13 protein-coding genes are annotated in these 19,107 nt (G+C 39.3%); 2 read left to right on the forward strand and 11 right to left on the reverse strand.

Annotated features, from left to right (window positions below; all coding sequences use genetic code 11):
- Positions 1–39 precede the first annotated feature (39 nt).
- The 6 genes from AC1DNH_RS16155 to AC1DNH_RS16180 form a co-directional block, all read right to left on the reverse strand.
- On the reverse strand, positions 40–1,740 hold the full coding sequence (locus AC1DNH_RS16155) for a GMC oxidoreductase (protein WP_477580784.1): 1,701 nt from the start codon (positions 1,738–1,740) through the stop codon (positions 40–42).
- Between the two features lie 24 nt (positions 1,741–1,764).
- Positions 1,765–2,349 carry a gluconate 2-dehydrogenase subunit 3 family protein gene (locus tag AC1DNH_RS16160; RefSeq protein ID WP_029274024.1) on the reverse strand — a complete coding sequence of 195 codons (585 nt, stop codon included), beginning with the start codon at positions 2,347–2,349 and terminating at the stop codon, positions 1,765–1,767.
- A 279-nt stretch (positions 2,350–2,628) separates the two neighbouring features.
- A complete protein-coding gene (locus tag AC1DNH_RS16165; protein ID WP_477625515.1) occupies positions 2,629–3,534 on the reverse strand; it encodes a TIM barrel protein in 906 nt (301 codons plus the stop codon).
- A 47-nt stretch (positions 3,535–3,581) separates the two neighbouring features.
- Positions 3,582–6,512 carry a TonB-dependent receptor domain-containing protein gene (locus AC1DNH_RS16170; protein WP_477625516.1) on the reverse strand — a complete coding sequence of 977 codons (2,931 nt, stop codon included), beginning with the start codon at positions 6,510–6,512 and terminating at the stop codon, positions 3,582–3,584.
- 195 nt (positions 6,513–6,707) lie between these two features.
- Positions 6,708–7,730, reverse strand: coding sequence for a FecR family protein (locus tag AC1DNH_RS16175; RefSeq protein ID WP_477580791.1), 1,023 nt, complete (start codon positions 7,728–7,730; stop codon positions 6,708–6,710).
- Between the two features lie 106 nt (positions 7,731–7,836).
- Complete coding sequence (locus AC1DNH_RS16180) at positions 7,837–8,397, reverse strand: sigma-70 family RNA polymerase sigma factor (RefSeq protein ID WP_029274028.1); 561 nt, start codon at positions 8,395–8,397, stop codon at positions 7,837–7,839.
- A 320-nt stretch (positions 8,398–8,717) separates the two neighbouring features.
- Here AC1DNH_RS16180 and AC1DNH_RS16185 point away from each other — a divergent pair, with 320 nt between their 5' ends.
- Together AC1DNH_RS16185 and AC1DNH_RS16190 are read left to right on the forward strand one after the other, a co-directional pair.
- Positions 8,718–9,662 carry an NAD-dependent epimerase/dehydratase family protein gene (locus AC1DNH_RS16185; RefSeq protein WP_477580933.1) on the forward strand — a complete coding sequence of 315 codons (945 nt, stop codon included), beginning with the start codon at positions 8,718–8,720 and terminating at the stop codon, positions 9,660–9,662.
- Between the two features lie 74 nt (positions 9,663–9,736).
- Positions 9,737–10,465: a YebC/PmpR family DNA-binding transcriptional regulator gene (locus AC1DNH_RS16190; RefSeq protein WP_029274031.1), complete on the forward strand. Its 729-nt coding sequence runs from the start codon at positions 9,737–9,739 to the stop codon at positions 10,463–10,465.
- A gap of 452 nt (positions 10,466–10,917) precedes the next feature.
- Here AC1DNH_RS16190 and AC1DNH_RS16195 read toward each other — a convergent pair whose 3' ends face one another.
- From AC1DNH_RS16195 to AC1DNH_RS16215, 5 genes are all read right to left on the reverse strand, one after another.
- On the reverse strand, positions 10,918–11,697 hold the full coding sequence (locus AC1DNH_RS16195; protein ID WP_477580931.1) for a carboxylesterase family protein: 780 nt from the start codon (positions 11,695–11,697) through the stop codon (positions 10,918–10,920).
- A gap of 149 nt (positions 11,698–11,846) precedes the next feature.
- Complete coding sequence (gene bglX, locus AC1DNH_RS16200; RefSeq protein WP_477625517.1) at positions 11,847–14,144, reverse strand: beta-glucosidase BglX; 2,298 nt, start codon at positions 14,142–14,144, stop codon at positions 11,847–11,849.
- Between the two features lie 151 nt (positions 14,145–14,295).
- Complete coding sequence (locus tag AC1DNH_RS16205; RefSeq protein WP_477580927.1) at positions 14,296–16,041, reverse strand: family 43 glycosylhydrolase; 1,746 nt, start codon at positions 16,039–16,041, stop codon at positions 14,296–14,298.
- Between the two features lies 1 nt (position 16,042).
- Positions 16,043–17,410 (reverse strand): glucoamylase family protein, encoded by a 1,368-nt coding sequence (locus AC1DNH_RS16210; protein ID WP_477580925.1) that lies wholly within the window; start codon positions 17,408–17,410, stop codon positions 16,043–16,045.
- 15 nt (positions 17,411–17,425) lie between these two features.
- Positions 17,426–19,090, reverse strand: coding sequence for a glucoamylase family protein (locus AC1DNH_RS16215; protein ID WP_477625518.1), 1,665 nt, complete (start codon positions 19,088–19,090; stop codon positions 17,426–17,428).
- Positions 19,091–19,107 lie beyond the last annotated feature (17 nt).

A 19,107-nucleotide genomic window follows, 5' to 3' on the forward strand; every position in this document is an offset into this window, starting at 1 on the left:
AATTTCCCTTTACCTTAAACCTTACGCCTTTTACCTTGTCTAGATGTTCTTTTTCTTTAATTCTTTTACAGCGTAATCGCAGGCACGGGCAGTTAAAGCCATAAATGTTAACGATGGGTTTTGGCAAGCGATTGATGGCATACAAGACCCATCAGTTACAAAAACATTATTTACTTCGTGCATCTGGTTCCATTTATTCAGTACAGAAGTTTTGGGATCATTACCCATTCTTGCAGTACCCATTTCGTGGATCGCCATACCTGGATAACAGCCATTATCGAATGTTTTAATGTTTTTCATACCAGCCTTTTCTAACATTTCGGCGGCATCATTCATCATATCCACACGCATTTTTTTCTCGTTCTCTTTGTACTCGCAATCGATAGCCAGTACGGGTTGTCCCCATTTATCTTTTTTGGTTTTATCGATGTATACCTTGTTTTCGTAATAAGGTAACATCTCTCCAAAACCGCCCAAGCCCATAGACCATTTGCCTGGAGTGGTCATTTTTTGTTTTAAATCTGCTCCGAAAGACAATTCAGCAACATCATCTTGCCAATTTGATCTGCTTGCACCGCCCTGGTAACCGAAACCACGCAGATAATCGCGTTTATCGTTGCCGATATTCTGATACCTAGGCACATAGATTCCGTTTGCACGGCGCCCATAAGTGTATTTGTCATCAAAACCTTCGGCCTCTCCAGATGCTCCGCAACGGAAATGGTGATCCATTAAATTGTGTCCTAACTGACCACTTCCATTACCCAATCCATTTGGGTGTGCTTCTGATGTAGAGTTTAATAAAACAAAGGTTGAACCTAGCGTAGAACCATTTACAAAAACGATTTTAGCATAAAATTCCATCGTTTTGTTGGTTTCTGCATCAATAACCATTACACCTTTGGCTTTTTTAGTGTCTTTATCATAAATAATATGATTTACGATAGAGTATGGTCTTAACGTTAAACGTTTAGTTGCCATAGCTGCAGGCAGTGTAGAAGATTGTGTACTGAAATAAGCGCCAAACGGACAGCCCCGGCTACATAAATTTCTGTACTGGCAATTGCCACGGCCTTTATGTGGCACAGTTAGATTGGCAACACGGCCAATCATCATAATCCGTTCTCTTTTATAATGCTCTTCGATACGTGCTTTAACGGATTTTTCTACAATATTTAAATCCATTGGCGGTAAAAACTGTCCGTCAGGGCAGGTAGACCAGTTTTCTTTTGAACCACTGATCCCCGCAAAACGTTCTGCATAATCGTACCATGGCGAAAGTTCTGCATAACGAACAGGCCAATCGGCTCCGTGTCCATCTTTTGCATTGTCTTCAAAATTATGATCACTAAATCTATAACTCTGGCGGCCCCACATTAACGATTTTCCTCCAACGTGGAAACCACGGTACCAATCGAAACGTTTATCTTCCGTATATGGACACTCTAAATCGTTTACCCACCATTTTTCATTTGCTTCCTGGTAAGGATAATCTCTTTTTTGTACCGGGTGAGTACGTTTTTGCTCTTCGGTAAGTTTTCCGGCATGTTTAAAATCCCATGGATTTTTCATTGCCGTTTCGTAACCGGTAATGTGCTCAATGTTCATTCCTCTTTCGAGCATCAACACGCGTAAGCCCTTTTCTGTAAGTTCTTTGGCAGCCCAGCCACCGCTAATTCCCGATCCTATAACAATAGCATCGTAAGTATTTTCTGCTTTTAAATTTGTATTTAAATTCATGATGTTTTGTTGTTGTTTTAGAAATTAGGTTGCCCAAGATTTTTGACCTGGTTTTAATGGCGCATTGCCATCATACCGGCCTGGAATAAGCACATATTCGCGTGCTTTGGTACAACCAATTTCTGAAGAATAATAACCAAGTAAGGTTAAATCTCTTGCGGTAATAAAAAAGTAAGCTAAATCTTTATTCTCTTCTGATTTGCTCGCTTTTTGGGCAAGCGCGATTGCCCTTAAATCAATCATTAGTTTTTTACGATCGGCTGGTGTTAAAGTGATATAACTTTTACCAAAATCTTTCATTGATTTAGCCTGAAGATCTTTAAACCCTTGCGCAAATGAGGTTTGCATAGTGGCAGGGTAACAATCTTTCATCATCATCGGGATAAACTTCCCTAAACCTGCAGCCTTGGCGCCAGCAGATGATTTGGTAGTGGGAACAATAATATCAGCGAATTCAGCAAAAATTTTTTCGTCTTCCAGTGAATAGAGGACAAAGTTCTTTTCGTTTTCCGGTAGCGTAAAACTTTCAAATAAAACGCCCATTGTACTTGCTGAGATTGCTCCACCCAGCAAAAATGCAACGTTCTTGAGTGCTTCTCTTCTGTGCATCGTCTTTATGATTTTATATATTGGTTACTTATGTGTTGAATTAGTAATATTAGAAAAAATATAACGGAAAGAATAACTTTTTTAAGTTAAATTATCGGTATGCAATGTGATTGTTACTGAATAGAATTGTTCTAAATAAATGATTTTTTGCCGCTCTATTGTGGTTTAGACTGTGTTTTTATGTCGATTTTACTTGGTGTAAAAAGTACATTTAGTATTGGTAAAAATATTATTTACTAATAAATCTTAAAACACCGATTTTTTAAGGAGAAAATCTGCTTAAAGTAGATTTTTTTTGATGTAGTTATAGCTTTCGGCTATACTCTCATAAGGTGCTTTCCTGATGATGTCCTGTTCTGTAAAAATATAATCTACTCCAGCCAATTTAGAAGCAGCAAAAATGCGCTTGAAATCGATCCTGCCAGACCCCACTTCCACGAAAACTGCTTTGTCTGTTTTATCCATATCCTTAACATGGAACATTTTATAACGGCCTGGATTTTTCTTGAACATATCAACAGGATTTAAACCTGCATTTACCGCCCAAAAGATATCGAGTTCAAAACCAACCAGTTCGGCATCGGTCTCAGCGAGCAGGATTGCGTAGCCTGTAGCCCCGTTGCCCTGATCTTTAAATTCGAAGTTATGGTTGTGATAAGCTAATTTCAATCCTGACTTTTGGCAAAGCTCGGCCGCTTGGTTAAATTTTGAGGCCATGCGCTTGTAATCATCTAATGTTCCATTGGCCCTGATATCGGTAGGCAAAGCTGGGATAACGAAATATTTCTGGTCAACGGTGGCTGCGGTTTCGATGTGCGATTTTAGCACTTTATCGTCGCCTGAGGATAAAAACTCAGTTACATTATAATGGCCGCTGGGAGAGGTGAGGCCATTTGCTTTTAATAAGGTATTAAAGTCTTTTGCTTCCAAACCCCAAAAACCTTTCACTTCGTATTTGCCAGGATAACCGTAATAGGTTTCTACCTGGCTATAACCGATTTTAGCTACCTGTTCTATGGTCGCTTTTACATCTGCAGTTAACTGCTCCCTTAAAGTGAAAAGTCCGATTCCGATTTTTGAAACTTTAGCAGACTCAGCTAACGCTGTTGTAACTAATGATGGACTTAAAAAAGCTGCTGCACCAGCAAGGCTTACCTTTTGTAAAAATGATCTTCTTGTTGTCATGATGTTTTAGAATTAAAAAACCGGAGCGTAAACTCCGGTTTTATTTGTTAGAATGAATAAGCTAATGATCCCCAGAAGGTACGTTGAAGTAATGTTCTGCCAATCATTAATGTGCCAGGGGTTATGGTTGAGAAATCTCTGAACTGATCTCCTCGAACATCGCCCTCTGTCAGCACTTTTGCATTTAACAAGTTGTCTGCCCAAAATCTTATCGAAATCTTTTTAGTAAAATTATATCCTGCCCCAGCTTTCATTACTACATAAGCAGGTAGTTTATAGCTATCGCTAGGAGAGGTGAAGCGGCTACCTACGTAATTTGCTGCTACATATAGGTTAAAGTTTTTGTAGTCGTAATTGGCGCCAAGTTCGGTGTTGAGTACAGGAACACGTTCGGTCCTTTTGCCGGTGAAGCTATAGATCCGATTGCCGAATTCGGCTGCAACAGCGGCGTTGTTACTCGTGTTTGCTTCGTAATCGGTGTATTTAGAATCCTGCAATGTTCCGGTTAAACGTAAGCTTAGTGGTTTAGCAATTTTGTAAGAAACCTCATACTCGGCACTCCAGGTACGTGTAGAACCAAATGCCACCAATGCCTGTAAACCTGAAGCAACTGTTGGAACATTAATGGTTAATGACGTGTTTTTAATTGCCGAATAACTTCCAGATGCGAAAATGGCCAAGTTATTTTTAGCGTATTTAAAACCCACTTCGCCCAAATAAACCGGGCGTTTTTTAATGTTTACAGGGTTATAGGCTGATGCATTATAGTCGCCAATGTTTGGTGCGTTGTAAGCTTTTGTAGCCCTTGCAAAAATACTTGATGTATTGTTTATTTTGTAGTTTGCTCCTACTGAAGCTGCCCAGTTGGTTAAAGTTTCATCATAATGCGTGTAGCCTAAGATATTAGGGTTTGCACTGGCGGTTGTATTAACCGTACCATTTGCATTTAATGCATAATAAGGTCTGTCGCCTTTAACATTTTGATTATCTATGCGGGCACCAATATCTAAGCGCCATTTTTCAGATATTTTAATCTCATCTCCTGCGTACACAGAAAGGGTTCTCGTATCGCCAATAAAAGTGTTTTTGGTCTGGATGGTACGCTCTGCAGCTGTTGGTGATTGTAATAAAATGCTAGGGTGCTCTTTAAATTCAGTAAATGAACGGAAAGCATAACGTAAATCATCCCGGTTATACTGGTGGATGCCCAATCCGATGTTAAGACTGTGGTTTTTTACTTTCTTTCTTAAATCCAGGTAATCAACAATCTGAACATCACTATTAATTTGTCCTTGTGCATTAGAGGTAATTACATAATCTCCAGCTACGAAAGGTGCCACTGAGCCACCGGGATAGTAATAAGGCGTTGCTGCTGTTCTCGCTACAATTCCTGCAGGGGCAGTATAGGTAGAATTGGTATGGGTATTTTGATAACGAAAATTGTTAACAATCTGCCAGCCACTGTCGGTTAGGTAGTTGAACTGAAAACCACCCGATCCCAATTTGGTGTGGATTCCATCTGTTAAACTAAAATTATGGCTTCCTGCCGCCGGATCGTTATAGCTCCATTCTGTTTGAGTTGGCGTAATCGATTGAGCGGCCATATCATAATCGCGGTAAGTAGTTGGTTTACCGGTACCATCGTAAGGGTAATAACTTGTTAGTAAGAACTGAACTTTATCATTCAGGTATTTACCATACACCCTAAAAAATCCTTTATTGTTCTTAAAATTAAAAGTCATGTTCCCTTTAATCTGTCCACCCTCGTTAGCTGGCTTAAAACCTTGATCTACCACACCGTTATCGGTACGGTAAAAACCACCGATATTGTATTTAATCTGGTCGTTTATTTTGCCTCCGGTGTTGCCATCAACACGGTACAAACCTTGCGAAAAACCTGTTGTAAACTTAAATTGACCATATTGTTTATCTGCACCAACATAGCTGATGTTATTTACCACCGCACCTGGTGTGTTGGCCTGAACGATTGATGCGTTACCCCCTCTGATGGCTTCTATGTTCTGGATAGTCAGATCTGTTTTATAGTATTGATCTACAGATGGGTTTGTGTTGAACCCTGTTGGTAAAAGCGGTAAACCATCTTCCTGTATACCCAGGAAGATATATCCGCCCTGCTGCGGAAACCCCCTTACCCAAACATTTCCCGGGCCGTCGCCACCTGTACTTTCTACTGTTAAACCTGGTATGGCCTTTAATAAATCGGTACTGTTTAAAGGTGCCCGGTTGGTGATATCTTTATTACTCACTGAAGTTAAGGCCACACTGCTTTCTAATTTTTTCTTTGGATTACCACCGGTTACCATCACACTTTCCAATTGTAGGTTATCTTCTGATAGGCTGATACTCAGGTTTTCGTCGGCATTGCCAGGTGATAGGTTTACTTCTTTGGAAATGAAACCTACATATCTTACCACGATTACACGGCTGTCGACAGTTAAGCCTTTTAGCGCAAAAGCGCCATTTTCGTCGGTTGTGGTCCCGATTGATTTTCCTTTAACGGTAACTGATACCCCAGGGATGGCATTCCCTTTACTGTCGGTTACTTTTCCGGTAACAATGCCTTCAAAGGCTTTTAGCAGTTCGAGGTTGTTATTGGCGGGAATAGAATAGAGCAGAATCTGATCTTTAACTATTCTATATCCCACGTCATAACGTTTTAGCGAATTCTCAAGAAAGTATTTAAGTTTTTGGTTAACCACATTAATAGAAACTTTACGGTTGGAGTTTATTAATTGTGGGCTGTAAACAAATTTAACATTGGCTAAGTGTTCTGTTTTTTCTATAATGGTTTTAATATCTGTTTGATCGGCTTTAATCGAAATTGATTTGTTCAGGAAATCTTGTGCGTCGACATTTTTGGCAAAAGCACCACAAGTAAAAATTATTATTGCAAGTATTTGGTAAATCGAAACTCTCATTGCATATATCGCCAGCGAAATAAGTTGATTTTTTTTCATAAATTTGGTTATTGTTCATTAAATGATTGGATTTATTGGACATAGAAATACCATGAATACATTTCTAATGTATTTAACTCGCCGGCAATGCCCCACATTGTCGGCTTTGTTTTTTAGAAAAATATTATGGAATATGGCGCCGCGGTTACGGGCTGTTGGTGTTGTGGTTCTTCTTCATCATGTTTATATATTTGGTTAGTTTTTATTGGAAACCACAATGCTGGTTCCCTGGATGTAATATTTGCTTGATATGGTTCCACAGATCAGGTCGAGCTGCTCATATAGCCCTTTTTTGCTTAAATCTCCGGTAAAAGTATAAGTCGAAATCTGCTCATTATCTGATTTTATCTCTATCCCATATGCTTCAGATAAGGTTTTGAAAATTTCTTTAATGCTTTCTTCTTTAAAATTGTAGCTCAAGCTTGTGGGTATGTTATAAGCTTCGGCCAATGGAATAGGCTTGCTTACCAATGTTTTATTTAATTTGTGGTCGGAAAAAATACCTTTTTGATTTGGCGTAAGCAGAATTGGTTTCGCCAGTTTTTCTTTAGCAAAAGTGAATAGTGAGCTTTTCTGATTTTCTTCTACCTGAACTTTTCCGGTCCTTACCGCAACTTGGGCGGGAAGTTTATCTGTTGACGATTTTACCCAAAAGCTGGTACCCAAAACACGTATAACCAGTTTTTGATTATATACATAAAACGGCCGCTTTGGGTTTTTGCTTACCGAAAAGAAGGCTGTTCCTTTTAAATAAACCATTCTTTTGTTGGCAGCAAAAATCTTTGGATAAATAATATTGGCCTGCGGTTTAAGTGTTACTGTGCTTTCATCGCTAAGCGCTATAATGATGGGACGATCAGTATCATTGGTTTTGCTGATTAGGCTTAAATTGCTGTTTTCATCAATAAAAGATTGTTCAGCATGGTTGTAGTCCGTTAGGTATAATCCCCCGATAAAAAAGGCAACCAATATAGCTGCTGCAATTGCAAATTTTGGCCAAAGCTTTTTAACCTTTAATGTTGGTGCTGGTTTGCGTTCAATATTATTGATGTTTAGCCAGGTATTGGCCTGCATTTCCTCCAGTGCTGTTGACGATAGATCTTTAAAATTCCTGCTATTTAAGTTATGATACCATTTATCTACCCAAAGCTTTTCGGCTTCGGTACAATTTCCGTTTTCGTAACGGCTTAGTAAATCGTAAAATGATTTCTGGTCCATAAGAAAGAATATTTGGCTTTATACTATACAAGTAACACAATGAATGCGAACCCCTAAAGGCAGGAGATAAAAAAGCTAAAATAATTTTCAATTGCCTGGTAATCAGTTACAAAAAGATGTAGAAATTTTTAATATATTCTTTAATTCTTTTAATTGAGCGGGTAATATGGTATTCTACAGCTTTTTCGGAGATATTTAAACCAGCAGAAATATCTTTAGTAGATTGGTGTTGGTATCGGCTCAGCCTGAAAACTTCCTGTGTTTTTTCCGGAAGGGAGTTGATACCTTCTTCAATGATGGAAGATAGATCATGAAGATCGACCAGGTTTGCAGTGTCCTGATGGTTTTCTGAATAAGTTAGGCTTTGGTACTCCATGTACTTATTCTCCATAACCAGGCTCCTGATGTGGTTAATCACACTTAACTTCAAGGCACCGAACAAATAAGCCTGGAGGTTATTAATCACCGCTTCCTGCCGCTTTTCCCAAAGGGAGATAAAGATGTTTTGCACCAGTTCTTCAGCAATTACCTTATCGCCTGTTTTTTTGTAGGCTGCCAATAAAAGCTCATTACTATAGGTGAAATATATTTTTTCGTAAGCCTGTTTGTCGCCCAGTTTTAAGCGATCAAGTAAATCATCAGATTTTTCAGGCTCAGCGTGAGTCATTTGTTATTTGGTTATGCAGGTAAGTGTAGTAAATGTAATAAAATTAATGTTGAAATGTAATCAAGTTTGATTGTTGTATTGTTGAAAGGTTCTAATACCTGAGATATCAGTTAACAGTTTTCAGTTGGCAATTTGCAGTTAGCAATTTAAACAATCCGGTTTACAGTTAACTAGTTTATACAATTAACCGATTAATCCTTTTTAAACTAATCTAACCGATTAACCAGTTTAAACAATTAACCACTATTCTATACACTAAGTATAAATATTTTATCGCCTTTTATCTCATTTTTTTACCTTTGCTCAATCTCAAAAAAATTATGCAAGAAAAAATTGTTGTTTTAGGCTCTAACGGGCAAATTGGTACCGAGTTGGTAACCATGTTACGTAAAATATATGGTGATGATCATGTGGTTGCATGCGATATACGCAGACCAGATTACGATATCAAAAACTCTGCACCGTTTGAATTTGTGAATGTGCTTGATAAGGAAATGATCAATGGTATTTTTCATAAATACAAACCAACACAGGTTTACCTTTTAGCAGCTTTATTATCGGCTACAGGTGAGCAGAATCCAAAATTAGCCTGGGATTTAAATATGAACGGCTTGCTGAATGTTTTAGATTTAGCTTTAGAATATAAAACTGCAAAGGTATATTGGCCAAGTTCAATCGCTGTATTCGGCCCGAATTCGCCAAAAGATAATACCTCGCAATATTGTGTAATGGATCCGAATACCGTTTATGGAATCAGTAAACTGGCAGGTGAGCGCTGGTGCGAATATTATAACCAAAAATACGGATTAGATGTGAGGAGTATCCGTTATCCGGGATTAATCAGCTGGAAAGCTGCCCCAGGTGGTGGAACAACAGATTATGCGATTCATATTTTTCACGATGCATTGAAAAAAGGCAGCTACCAGAGTTTCTTAAATGCAGAAACGGAGTTGCCAATGATGTATATGGATGATGCCATTCGTGGAACAATCGAACTAATGGATGCACCGGCAGATCAGATTTCGGTGCGTAGCAGCTATAATTTTGGTGGGGTAAGTTTTACACCTGAGATTTTAGCAGCCGAAATCAGAAAACATATTCCGGATTTTACATTATCTTACGCCGCTAATGATCCCCGTCAGCAAATTGCAAATAGCTGGCCACGTTCTATCGACGATAACTATGCTGCAAAAGATTGGGGATGGAAACCAGAGTTCGATTTGTCGAAACTGACAATTGATATGTTGAATAATTTAAAAAAATAATATAAAGGTAGAGGGTTGAAAGGTTGAAGGCATAAGGTCTCCTATCTCAAATCTTATATCTCAATACTCGAAAAATGGGAAGAGCATTCGAATTTAGAAAAGAGAGAAAATTTAAGCGTTGGGCCAAAATGGCGGTTCAGTTTACGCGTATTGGTAAAGATATTGTAATGGCAGTTAAGGAATCCGGACCTCATCCAGAAACCAACTCGCGCTTACGTACGGCTATGCAAAATGCGAAAGCGGTAAACATGCCAAAAGATAGGGTAGAGGCAGCTATTAAGCGTGCATCTGATAAATCGATGGCCAATTACGAAGAAATTGTATATGAAGGTTATGCGCCACACGGTGTTGCCGTTTTAATTGAAACTGCTACTGATAATACCAACCGTACCGTAGCAAACGTTCGTAGTTATTTTAACAAAACGGATGGTTCTTTGGGTAAAACCGGATCGTTAGATTTCGTTTTTAACCGCAAATCTGTTTTCCGTTTTGTACCAGCTGAAGGTTTAGACTTAGAAGAGTTAGAATTTGAACTAATTGATGCTGGTTTAGAAGAATTATACGTAGAGGCTGATGAAGAAGGCAACGATATCGCTGTTGCTCAAGGTGCTTTCGAAAACTTTGGATCTTTACAAAAAGCTTTAGAAGAAAAAGGCATAGAGTTAAAGAGTTCAAAATTAGAGCGTATTGCTTTATCTCACCATGAGGTAACGGAAGAGCAGGCAGCTGATGTTTTGAAATTGATCGATAAGTTAGAGGAAGATGATGATGTGCAGGCGGTTTACCATAATATGGCAGAATAATATCAATTAGAATATTTTACAAGAGCTTGAAGATTTTTCTTCAGGCTTTTTTTGTGGTTTTTGTTTTTGAAGAGCAAAATCGGTGCTTATTGGTTACGACGGTCCCGCCATCATTTCAAGTCCTCGGCCTCGTTCCTCAACCTCCGGGCTTTCCATTTTGTCGGGTCTAGGTTACTTAGGTCAACCTAGGTAAATTAAACCTGACAGCAGCGGGCACGAACTCCCGATTTAAGCACTATTTTTATTGTTCTATTGTGTGCTTGCTTGTTTCACAGGTTTTCAATCGGGGTGAGTAAAGCGGATGGCAGGGCTTTTGGAACCGATAAGATACCGAACCTTGCTTTTCTAATTCTTTTACTCCTGATCGTCACCCTGATCCGATAGCTATCGGATTTATTTCAGGGTCTTGCCAGATAGATACTGAAACAAGTTCATTATGACGGATCGTTCTACTATTTCTTATGTGAAAATAGCCAGGTTAACAATTCTGGCTCTGCAAAGGCGCTGTCCCAGCTATTGTGGTTGGCATTTGGGTAAAGGGTAAATTTTACCTCATCTCCAACGGTTTTTAAGCGCTCGGCAATGGCAATCGAAAAAGCCGGATCAACTACATCATCTTTTGCGCCATGGAAAATCCAAAGCGGTATTTTTTGATATTTTTTAATATTGTTGGTGTTATCGCCACCACAGATGGCAATGGCAGCGGTAAATTTGCGGCGTTCTCTTCTTAAAAGCTCATAAGTACCCATTGCCCCCATTGATAAACCGCCCACATACACCTGGTCTTTGTTTATATAAGGTTTATTAAGGAAGTTTTTAACCATGCCTTGTAGCGCATGCATAATTTTGGTTGGTTTGCCACCCTCCACAAAACTGATTCTCCTTTTACCTTTTGCATCTTTCTCAAAATTGGCATTTGCCCAAAAGTCGTTTGATGGGCATTGTGGGAAAACAACAATAGCAGGGAAATTTTTGCGTAAATCATCTTTTAAAAACAATTTTCCACCATGTACCAGTTGACTGGTATTGTCATTCCCCCTTTCGCCGCTTCCATGGAGGAAGAAGATGATCGGATATTTTTGGTCGGGATTAAAATTCTCGGGAAAGAGGATTCTGTAGTAAATAGAGTCCATTCCTTTGATATAGCTTCCCTTGTCGTATTTTTTTAAGTCTTGAGCGTTTAAAAAGAGTACAGAAAAAAGAATGCAGATGGTAAAAAAAATCTTTTTCATCCGTTTTATATATTTTAAAGTTGATGAAGCTATCATGATTTGTTATTTCAAGGTGTGTTTTGATAAATTATGATGGTTTCATTTAACAAAAATAGAAAACCCTGGCTACTTTACAATAGCACAGGGTTCATAACCAAACCTAATTGTCTTTATTTGAGTGTAAAAGATGCTTCTTTTACATCGCGTGAATTTGTGCCAATGAATACTTTAAAATCGCCGGGTTCAGCCACGAATTTTAGATCAGCATTGTAAAACTTAAGATCATTTTCGGAAATGCTGAAAGTGACGGTTTTACTTTCTCCGGCTTTTAAATTAATCTTTTGAAAACCTTTTAGCTCTTTTACTGGACGGGTAATACTTCCCACAAGATCTTGAATGTATAATTGAACGACCTCTTTACCCTCATATTTACCCGTATTACTTAGCGTAACCGATGCCGTGATCGTTTTCCCTTTGGTTAAGGTATTTGAACTTAATTTAACATCGCTATAATTAAACGTGGTATAGCTCAGGCCAAAACCGAATGGATATAAAGGATCGTTGCTTACATCTAAATAGTTGGAACGGAATTTTTCGAACCATTTACCCTCTGCCAGCGGTCGACCGGTGTTTTTATGTGCATAATACAAAGGCACCTGACCTACATTTTGAGGGAAAGTTGCACTCAGTTTACCTGAAGGATTAACATCGCCAAAAAGTACATCGGCAATTGCATTTCCTGCTTCACTACCCGGGAACCAAACATTTAAAATGGAAGGAATATTTTCCTGCTCCCAGTTTAATGCCAACGGACGACCGGTAAACAACACCAGTACCACTGGTTTGCCAGTTTTAGCCAGTGCTTTTAACAGGTTTTTCTGTGTCTCGGGAATCTGGATATCGGTTACACTACTGCTTTCGCCTGTAAATTCAGAACCTTCGCCAATGGTAGCCACAATAACGTCCGATTTTTTAGCAATCTCTAGCGCTTCCTTGATCATTTCTGCTTCGGTTCGAGGATCGCGTTTGTAAGTGGGATTGTGGATGTTAACATAACGGTGTTCCATAGCAGAATCTGCTAAAAAATTAGCGCCGCGTGCGGTTAAAATTTTCGCTTTATCACCCAAAACATTTTTTAAACCTTGAAGTACCGTTACCGATTTATCGAAAAGGGCAGCAACACTCCAGGTACCGTACATGTTGGCGGTATTATCTGCCAATGGACCGATTAAGCCAATAGTCCCTGATTTTTTTAATGGAAGTATATTATTGTTATTTTTTAGTAACACGAAGCTTTCAGCAGCAATTTCACGTGCAGCCTGACGGTTAGCTGGACTAAAAACCTCTTTTTCTGCTCTTTCTGCATTACAGAATTTATAAGGATCAGCAAATAAACCAAGTTTATATTTTGCCTGAAGCACTAATCGGCATGCCCTGTCTATTTGTGCCATGCCAACTTTTTTCTCTGCCAATGATTTTTTTAAAGTACCTAAAAAGCCTTCGCCCACCATATCCATATCAATGCCAGCATTTAAAGCCAGGGCAGAAACAGTTTGTAAATCGCCCATGCCGTGGGCAATCATTTCAGGAATACCTGTATAATCAGTTACCACGAACCCTTTAAAGCCCCATTGGTTACGTAAAACATCGGTCATTAACCATTTGCTTCCGGTTGCAGGGATACCATCAACTTCGTTAAAAGAGGCCATAATACTGGCTGCTCCTGCATCAACAGCGGCTTTATAAGGGGGGAAATATTCATTGTACATGCGCACTTTGCTCATATCGGTGGTATTATAATCTCTGCCAGCTTCAGCAGCACCATAAAGCGCATAATGTTTTACGCAGGCTAAAATTTCGTTATTAGCCTGAAGTTTACCTTGATAACCTTTCACCATGGCTGCGGCAATTTGTGAACCTAAATAAGCATCTTCGCCACTTCCTTCCGAAATGCGGCCCCAACGCGGGTCTCTAGAAATGTCGACCATAGGAGAAAAGGTCCAGTTAATTCCACTTGCACTGGCTTCTATCGCAGCAACCCTTGCCGATTTTTGTACGGCGGCCATATCCCAAACGCAACTCATTCCTAATGGAATGGGGAAAACGGTATTATAACCATGGATTACGTCCATTCCAAAAAGCAAAGGGATTTTCATGCGGCTGTTTTCTACTGCAATCTTTTGAACTGCCTTTATCTTATCTACTCCTTTAATGTTAAATAAACCACCAACTTGTCCATCTCTGATTTTTTTAGAAATGTCGCTGCTGTTAGCCTGGCCGGTGGTGATATCGCCAGAACTTGGCAGGTTCAATTGACCAATTTTTTCATCAACGGTCATTTTCGCCATCAGATTGCTGATGAAGGTATTCATCTTTGCATCTGCTGCCGAAACAGGTTTTTTTGTTTGTGCTGATCCATTCAGTACAAGCAGGGTTAAAAAAACAACCAGGATATTCGCTCTCTTCATTATATGTGTGTTTTATTCTTTTTATTAGTTGGTGCTCGTTTCCAACGAATGCCTAAATAGCTTTACGATTTTATCGTGTTTTAACATTAATCGCTTAAAGCGATTGTTTATTTCCACACTCGTTAGAAACGAGCGTGAGCTATGTATTTTATTAATCAACTTTCTTTACCTCGGTTTTTGCCGATACACCATTCTCATTTATTGCTTCAATGGTAAAATAATAAGCTTTTTGGCTGTCCATTGCTTTGAACCAGTACTCGTTAAAATCATGGATCATAATGCAATTGTATAGCTTATCTGGCGCAGTACCGTAGTAAAGATTATAGGCAAATGCATTATCAACAGGCTGCCATTTGATGTAGGCGCTTCGTTTATCTTTTTCTGTCCTCAATACAATCAGGTTTTTAACCTTTGTTGGTTTTTCTCCATTTCCATTGCCGAAAACACGTAAGCCGCTAATGGCAAATTTTCCGGTTGGCATATGGATGTTTATCATTTTGATGAACCTGGTTTTTACTAGTGTCTGCAGTTCGATATAATCGTGCGGCACATCGGTTTTGTTCTGGCTTTTATCAACCAGGGTAGTCCATTTTTTACCATCAGTTGATGATAGAATCTTATATTGATGGTAAATTCCGATCTGTTTACCAATAAATTCTGCATCCTGATCTGCATAATTAATCTGGATGGCATTAACGGTTGCCAGACTACCCAGATCGGTTTGGATCCATTCTCCATTATTAGCGGTTTTGGCACTCCAATAGGTCTTAATGCTTTCATCAACAGCATTATTGGCATTAAAGCTTCCTAAAGTTGAAGAAACAGTAATGGGTTTTTTATAGTTAATTAGCATCCAACCTGGGCCTGCCGGACCACCTTCTTTTCTTTCGGAAGGAAGATAGAGGGGGTAGTCTCCAAAGGCAGTATTGGTCCACATCACATCGTCTTTATCAAAACCGGTTGGCCAGATACCCATTCTGCGCTCCCAGGTGTTTTTTACACAGATAATGCTGGTAGAAATGTGCCAGTAATTTTTACTGTTATCTTGAAAGGTTGCACCATGCCCTGCACCACGCGAAAATCCACCACCTTTATAACTTAAAGGATCAGATTGAGGCGTAAATGGGCTATCGTAAAACAAAGGTTTGGTTCCAACCACCACTCCATCAGAATAACCGCTAAATTCGGTTCCTGGTGCTCCGTATTGAAAGTAATATTTGCCATTATGTTTGGTCATCCATGCACCTTCGGCAAAAGGATCAAGAAATGTATTGTCCATATATTCGCCAAAACGCTGCCAGCCATACCGCCAGCTTTCAAGCAGGTACATTGGTGTGCGGGTACCTTTAGGTTGAAAAGTTTTGCGGTCTAATTCCACACCATACATGGGGTAGTTATTACTGCTTCCGTTATACATGTAAAATTTGCCATCGTCATCGGTAAAAAAGGACGGATCCCAGCCACCAATTTCTAAAGAATCAACCAATGGGAACCATTTGTTCCCTTTTGGATCGGTACTTCCCCATAAAGTGAAGTTTTTAGTATAGGTACTCCCGAAAACGACCATGGTATCGCCAACGATGCCTACCCCTGGTGCACAGAGTTCATCTTTTGTTTTGTTCCATGGACGGAGAAATTTTCTTTCATGGAATTTCCAGTTCAGCATATCAGCGCTATGCCAATAACCCCATTGGTTGGTGCTGAAAAGATAGAAATCGCCCTTATAATTTACAATCACCGGATCGGCAGTGGCACGGTGTTTCCCCCATTCGGTAAAAGATTCGAATGGTGTATAACCATAATCTACATTGATTGGATTGCAGTAAGTTTTTTGATTTTGTGCAAATGCCGAAGCAGTGCAGATCATGATTGCTATTGTTATAATCAGCCTTCTCATTTTATTTTTTTAAAGTAGGATGTTCAAAACCTAATTTTTGTAATCCATTCTGAACATTCTTGTTTCCCATAAAAAGCTTCCAAAGTAGGCCCGATCTGTAATTTTCGATCATCACAACTATTGGGCCTTGGTCGATACCTAAATATCTTTTCGGATACCAATTGTCCTGCTCTGAAAAGGCATCGTAAAAACCATATTTCCCCCAAACTTTATCGCCCAGATCTTCGTAAAGATGCCTGATTACCCTCATCGATTCTTTTGGAGTGTATGGGATCGATGATATAGCTGCAGTAGGAGAGATTACGCCAAAATCTTCCTGAGGATTGTGTGCTGCATAACCTTTTACCGAATAACTGGCTGTTAAACCCCAATTGTTTTCTCCATAACCTTTAAATTTCTTTGGGTTGGCCACACAGTAATCGTGTATGGCAAGTGTGTGGTTTACGTTATTTTCCCAATAATTTGCATAACGGTCTTTTAATCCTTTCGGATTTAAACCTAAATAGGAGTAATGTGCCCAAAATAATGGTCCTACTGAATTTTTCTGACCTTGATAATCAAGTGTAAAAGGATGTCCGTAAAATTTGAAACTAGTTTTAATCTGCCCGTTTCTTGCCCAACCTTCGTGATACACCTCTGCAGGGATACCATGCGTGGGGGATGAGGCGGCCATTACATACATAATCAAACATTCATTATAACCTTTAACCGGAAAGTTCATTTCCCATTTATACGCTGGCGACCAATGCCAGTACAATACATTTTGGCCATTGCGGTACCAGTTAAAATCGATTCCTTTCCAAAGTTCATCAGCTTTTTTCGCTAATGCCTTTTCACCATCCGTTCCATTTTTATAATATTCGTTAATACAGATTAAGGCCTGTGCAACAAAAGAAGTTTCTACAAGATCGCCTCCATTATCTTTTTGCCCAAAAGGACGTACTTTGGCAGTTTCTCCATTTATCCAATGCGACCATGCACCATGAAAACGATCGGCTTTGGATAGAAAATCCAATATTTTGTTTAATCTGTCTAATCCTTCTTTTTTTGTTACATAACCTCTATCAATACCGCTTAAAATGGCCATCAAGCCAAAGCCAGTTGCACCGGTTGCCACTGTATTCTTATCATTTTCCGGGTACACATTATCCACATGAAAGCGTTCTCTACCAGCACCTGATGTTGGTTCAGCCCCATCCCAAAAATATTGGAAAGTCTGTTTTTGCACAAGATCCAGTAATTCAATGTCGGTAAGGTTTTTTTTGATCTTCAGATCAGGATTGTATGCCTGTTTTTCACGCTGTGCACATGATGATAGCGTAAAAAGGGTAAATGATAATAAAAGGAAGTTTCGGAATATAAATTTCATTGCTGCTGTATAATGTTAAAGATTGGGACTGCTAAAACCAAGATTTTTCATGCCTGTTTTAACTTCGGGAGCAGACATAAATAAGTTCCAGATTAATTTGGTTCTATAATTTTCGATCATCACTACTATTGGTCCCTGATCTATGGCCAAAGTAGAAGAAGCAAACCATTGATCTTTTAGCGAGAAAGCATCGTAAAAACCATAATCTCCCCAGGTTTTGTTGCCCAGTTTATAATAAAAATATTTTAGCGCCTGCATCGATTCGGTTGGCGTATACGGAAAAGATGATAAGGCTGCGGTAGGGGCAATTACACCAATATCATTGTTCGGCGCACTTGCAGTATATCCGTTAGGAATATCACTTGCCGTTAAACCCCAGCAATTTTCGCCATAACCATAGTTTCCGAGCGGATTAGCTTTGCAATAATTATAATTAATCTGCGTGTGTGCTTTAGCCTGTGTTTCGTAATTTGCGTAAGCATCGCTTAACCCTGTTGGATTGATGCCCAAGAAAGAATAGTGTGCAAAAAATAATGGGCCACCATTGGCTGTGCCTAAAGGAAGTTGAACACCATAATAGGTATTCCCATTTTTCATTGCTCCATTTTGTGCCCAACCAGTATCATAAACAGTTTTAGGGATCGAATAAGTAGGAGAGGCTGCTGCCATTACATAAGTGATCAGGCACTCGCTCCAGCCTTTAATGGGCAGGTTCATGTCCCAGTTATAATTAGGGCTCCAATGCCAGTAAAGTGTATTACTGTTATCTTTTCTGTACCATGTCCATTCTACGCTGTTATAAATGGTATTAATATCAGCTCGTAACGCAGTTTCTGCTGCATCAGTTCCATTAAAATATTGACGGGCGGTAATTAAGCCTGCCATTAAAAATGAAGTCTCAACGAGATCGCCACCATTATCTTTGGTACTGAACGGAATTACTTTTCCGGTATTGCCATCCAGCCAATGTGGATAGGCGCCATGAAAACGATCGGCAGTTTTTAAAAAGGATACCATCTTTTGGATCCTCGTCAATCCATCGGCCCTGCTGATGAAATTTCTGCTGATACCAGTAACCAAGGCCATGATTCCAAAACCCGATCCACCAGAAGTTACGGTATTACCAGATGTATTTCTTTCCCTTGCAAGGCCACTGGTTGGGTGTGCAAAATCCCAGAAATATTTAAAAGTCTGCTTTTGAACTAAAGTTAAAAGGTCGTCGTCGCTGATGCGGGCAAATTTATCTGCATCATCAACAGCAGTGATCAGGTTTACAGCAACCGCCGATTGAAGTTTGCCACCGGTTTTTGATGATAAATTGTTATTAACGTTTAAGATATATTTAGTAATGGGCTGCAATGCAGTAGCAGTAATTACAACCGTATTATCGTTGTTCTCTAATTTGGAAGTGAATGCTGCCGGATTTCCAGAGGCATCGGTAAGGGTAACGTTGCCACTTATAGAAGTAGAATTGATTGGTGATGAGAATGTTATTTTGATAATTGGGTTATTGTTTAAGCCATAATAGGTAAAGCCACTGTAAGCATCGTTTACCTTTAAATCGCTAAAAGCGAAAGATGATGGTGTAACAGGCGGATCAACCGGTGCTGGTGTATCGCCTTTTTTGCACCCAAAAAAAACAGCCGATAAGATGAAAATATAAAAATATTTTTTTTTCATAGTGTGGTAGTTGAAAG

Source organism: Pedobacter sp. 01N310 (genome assembly GCF_056399805.1).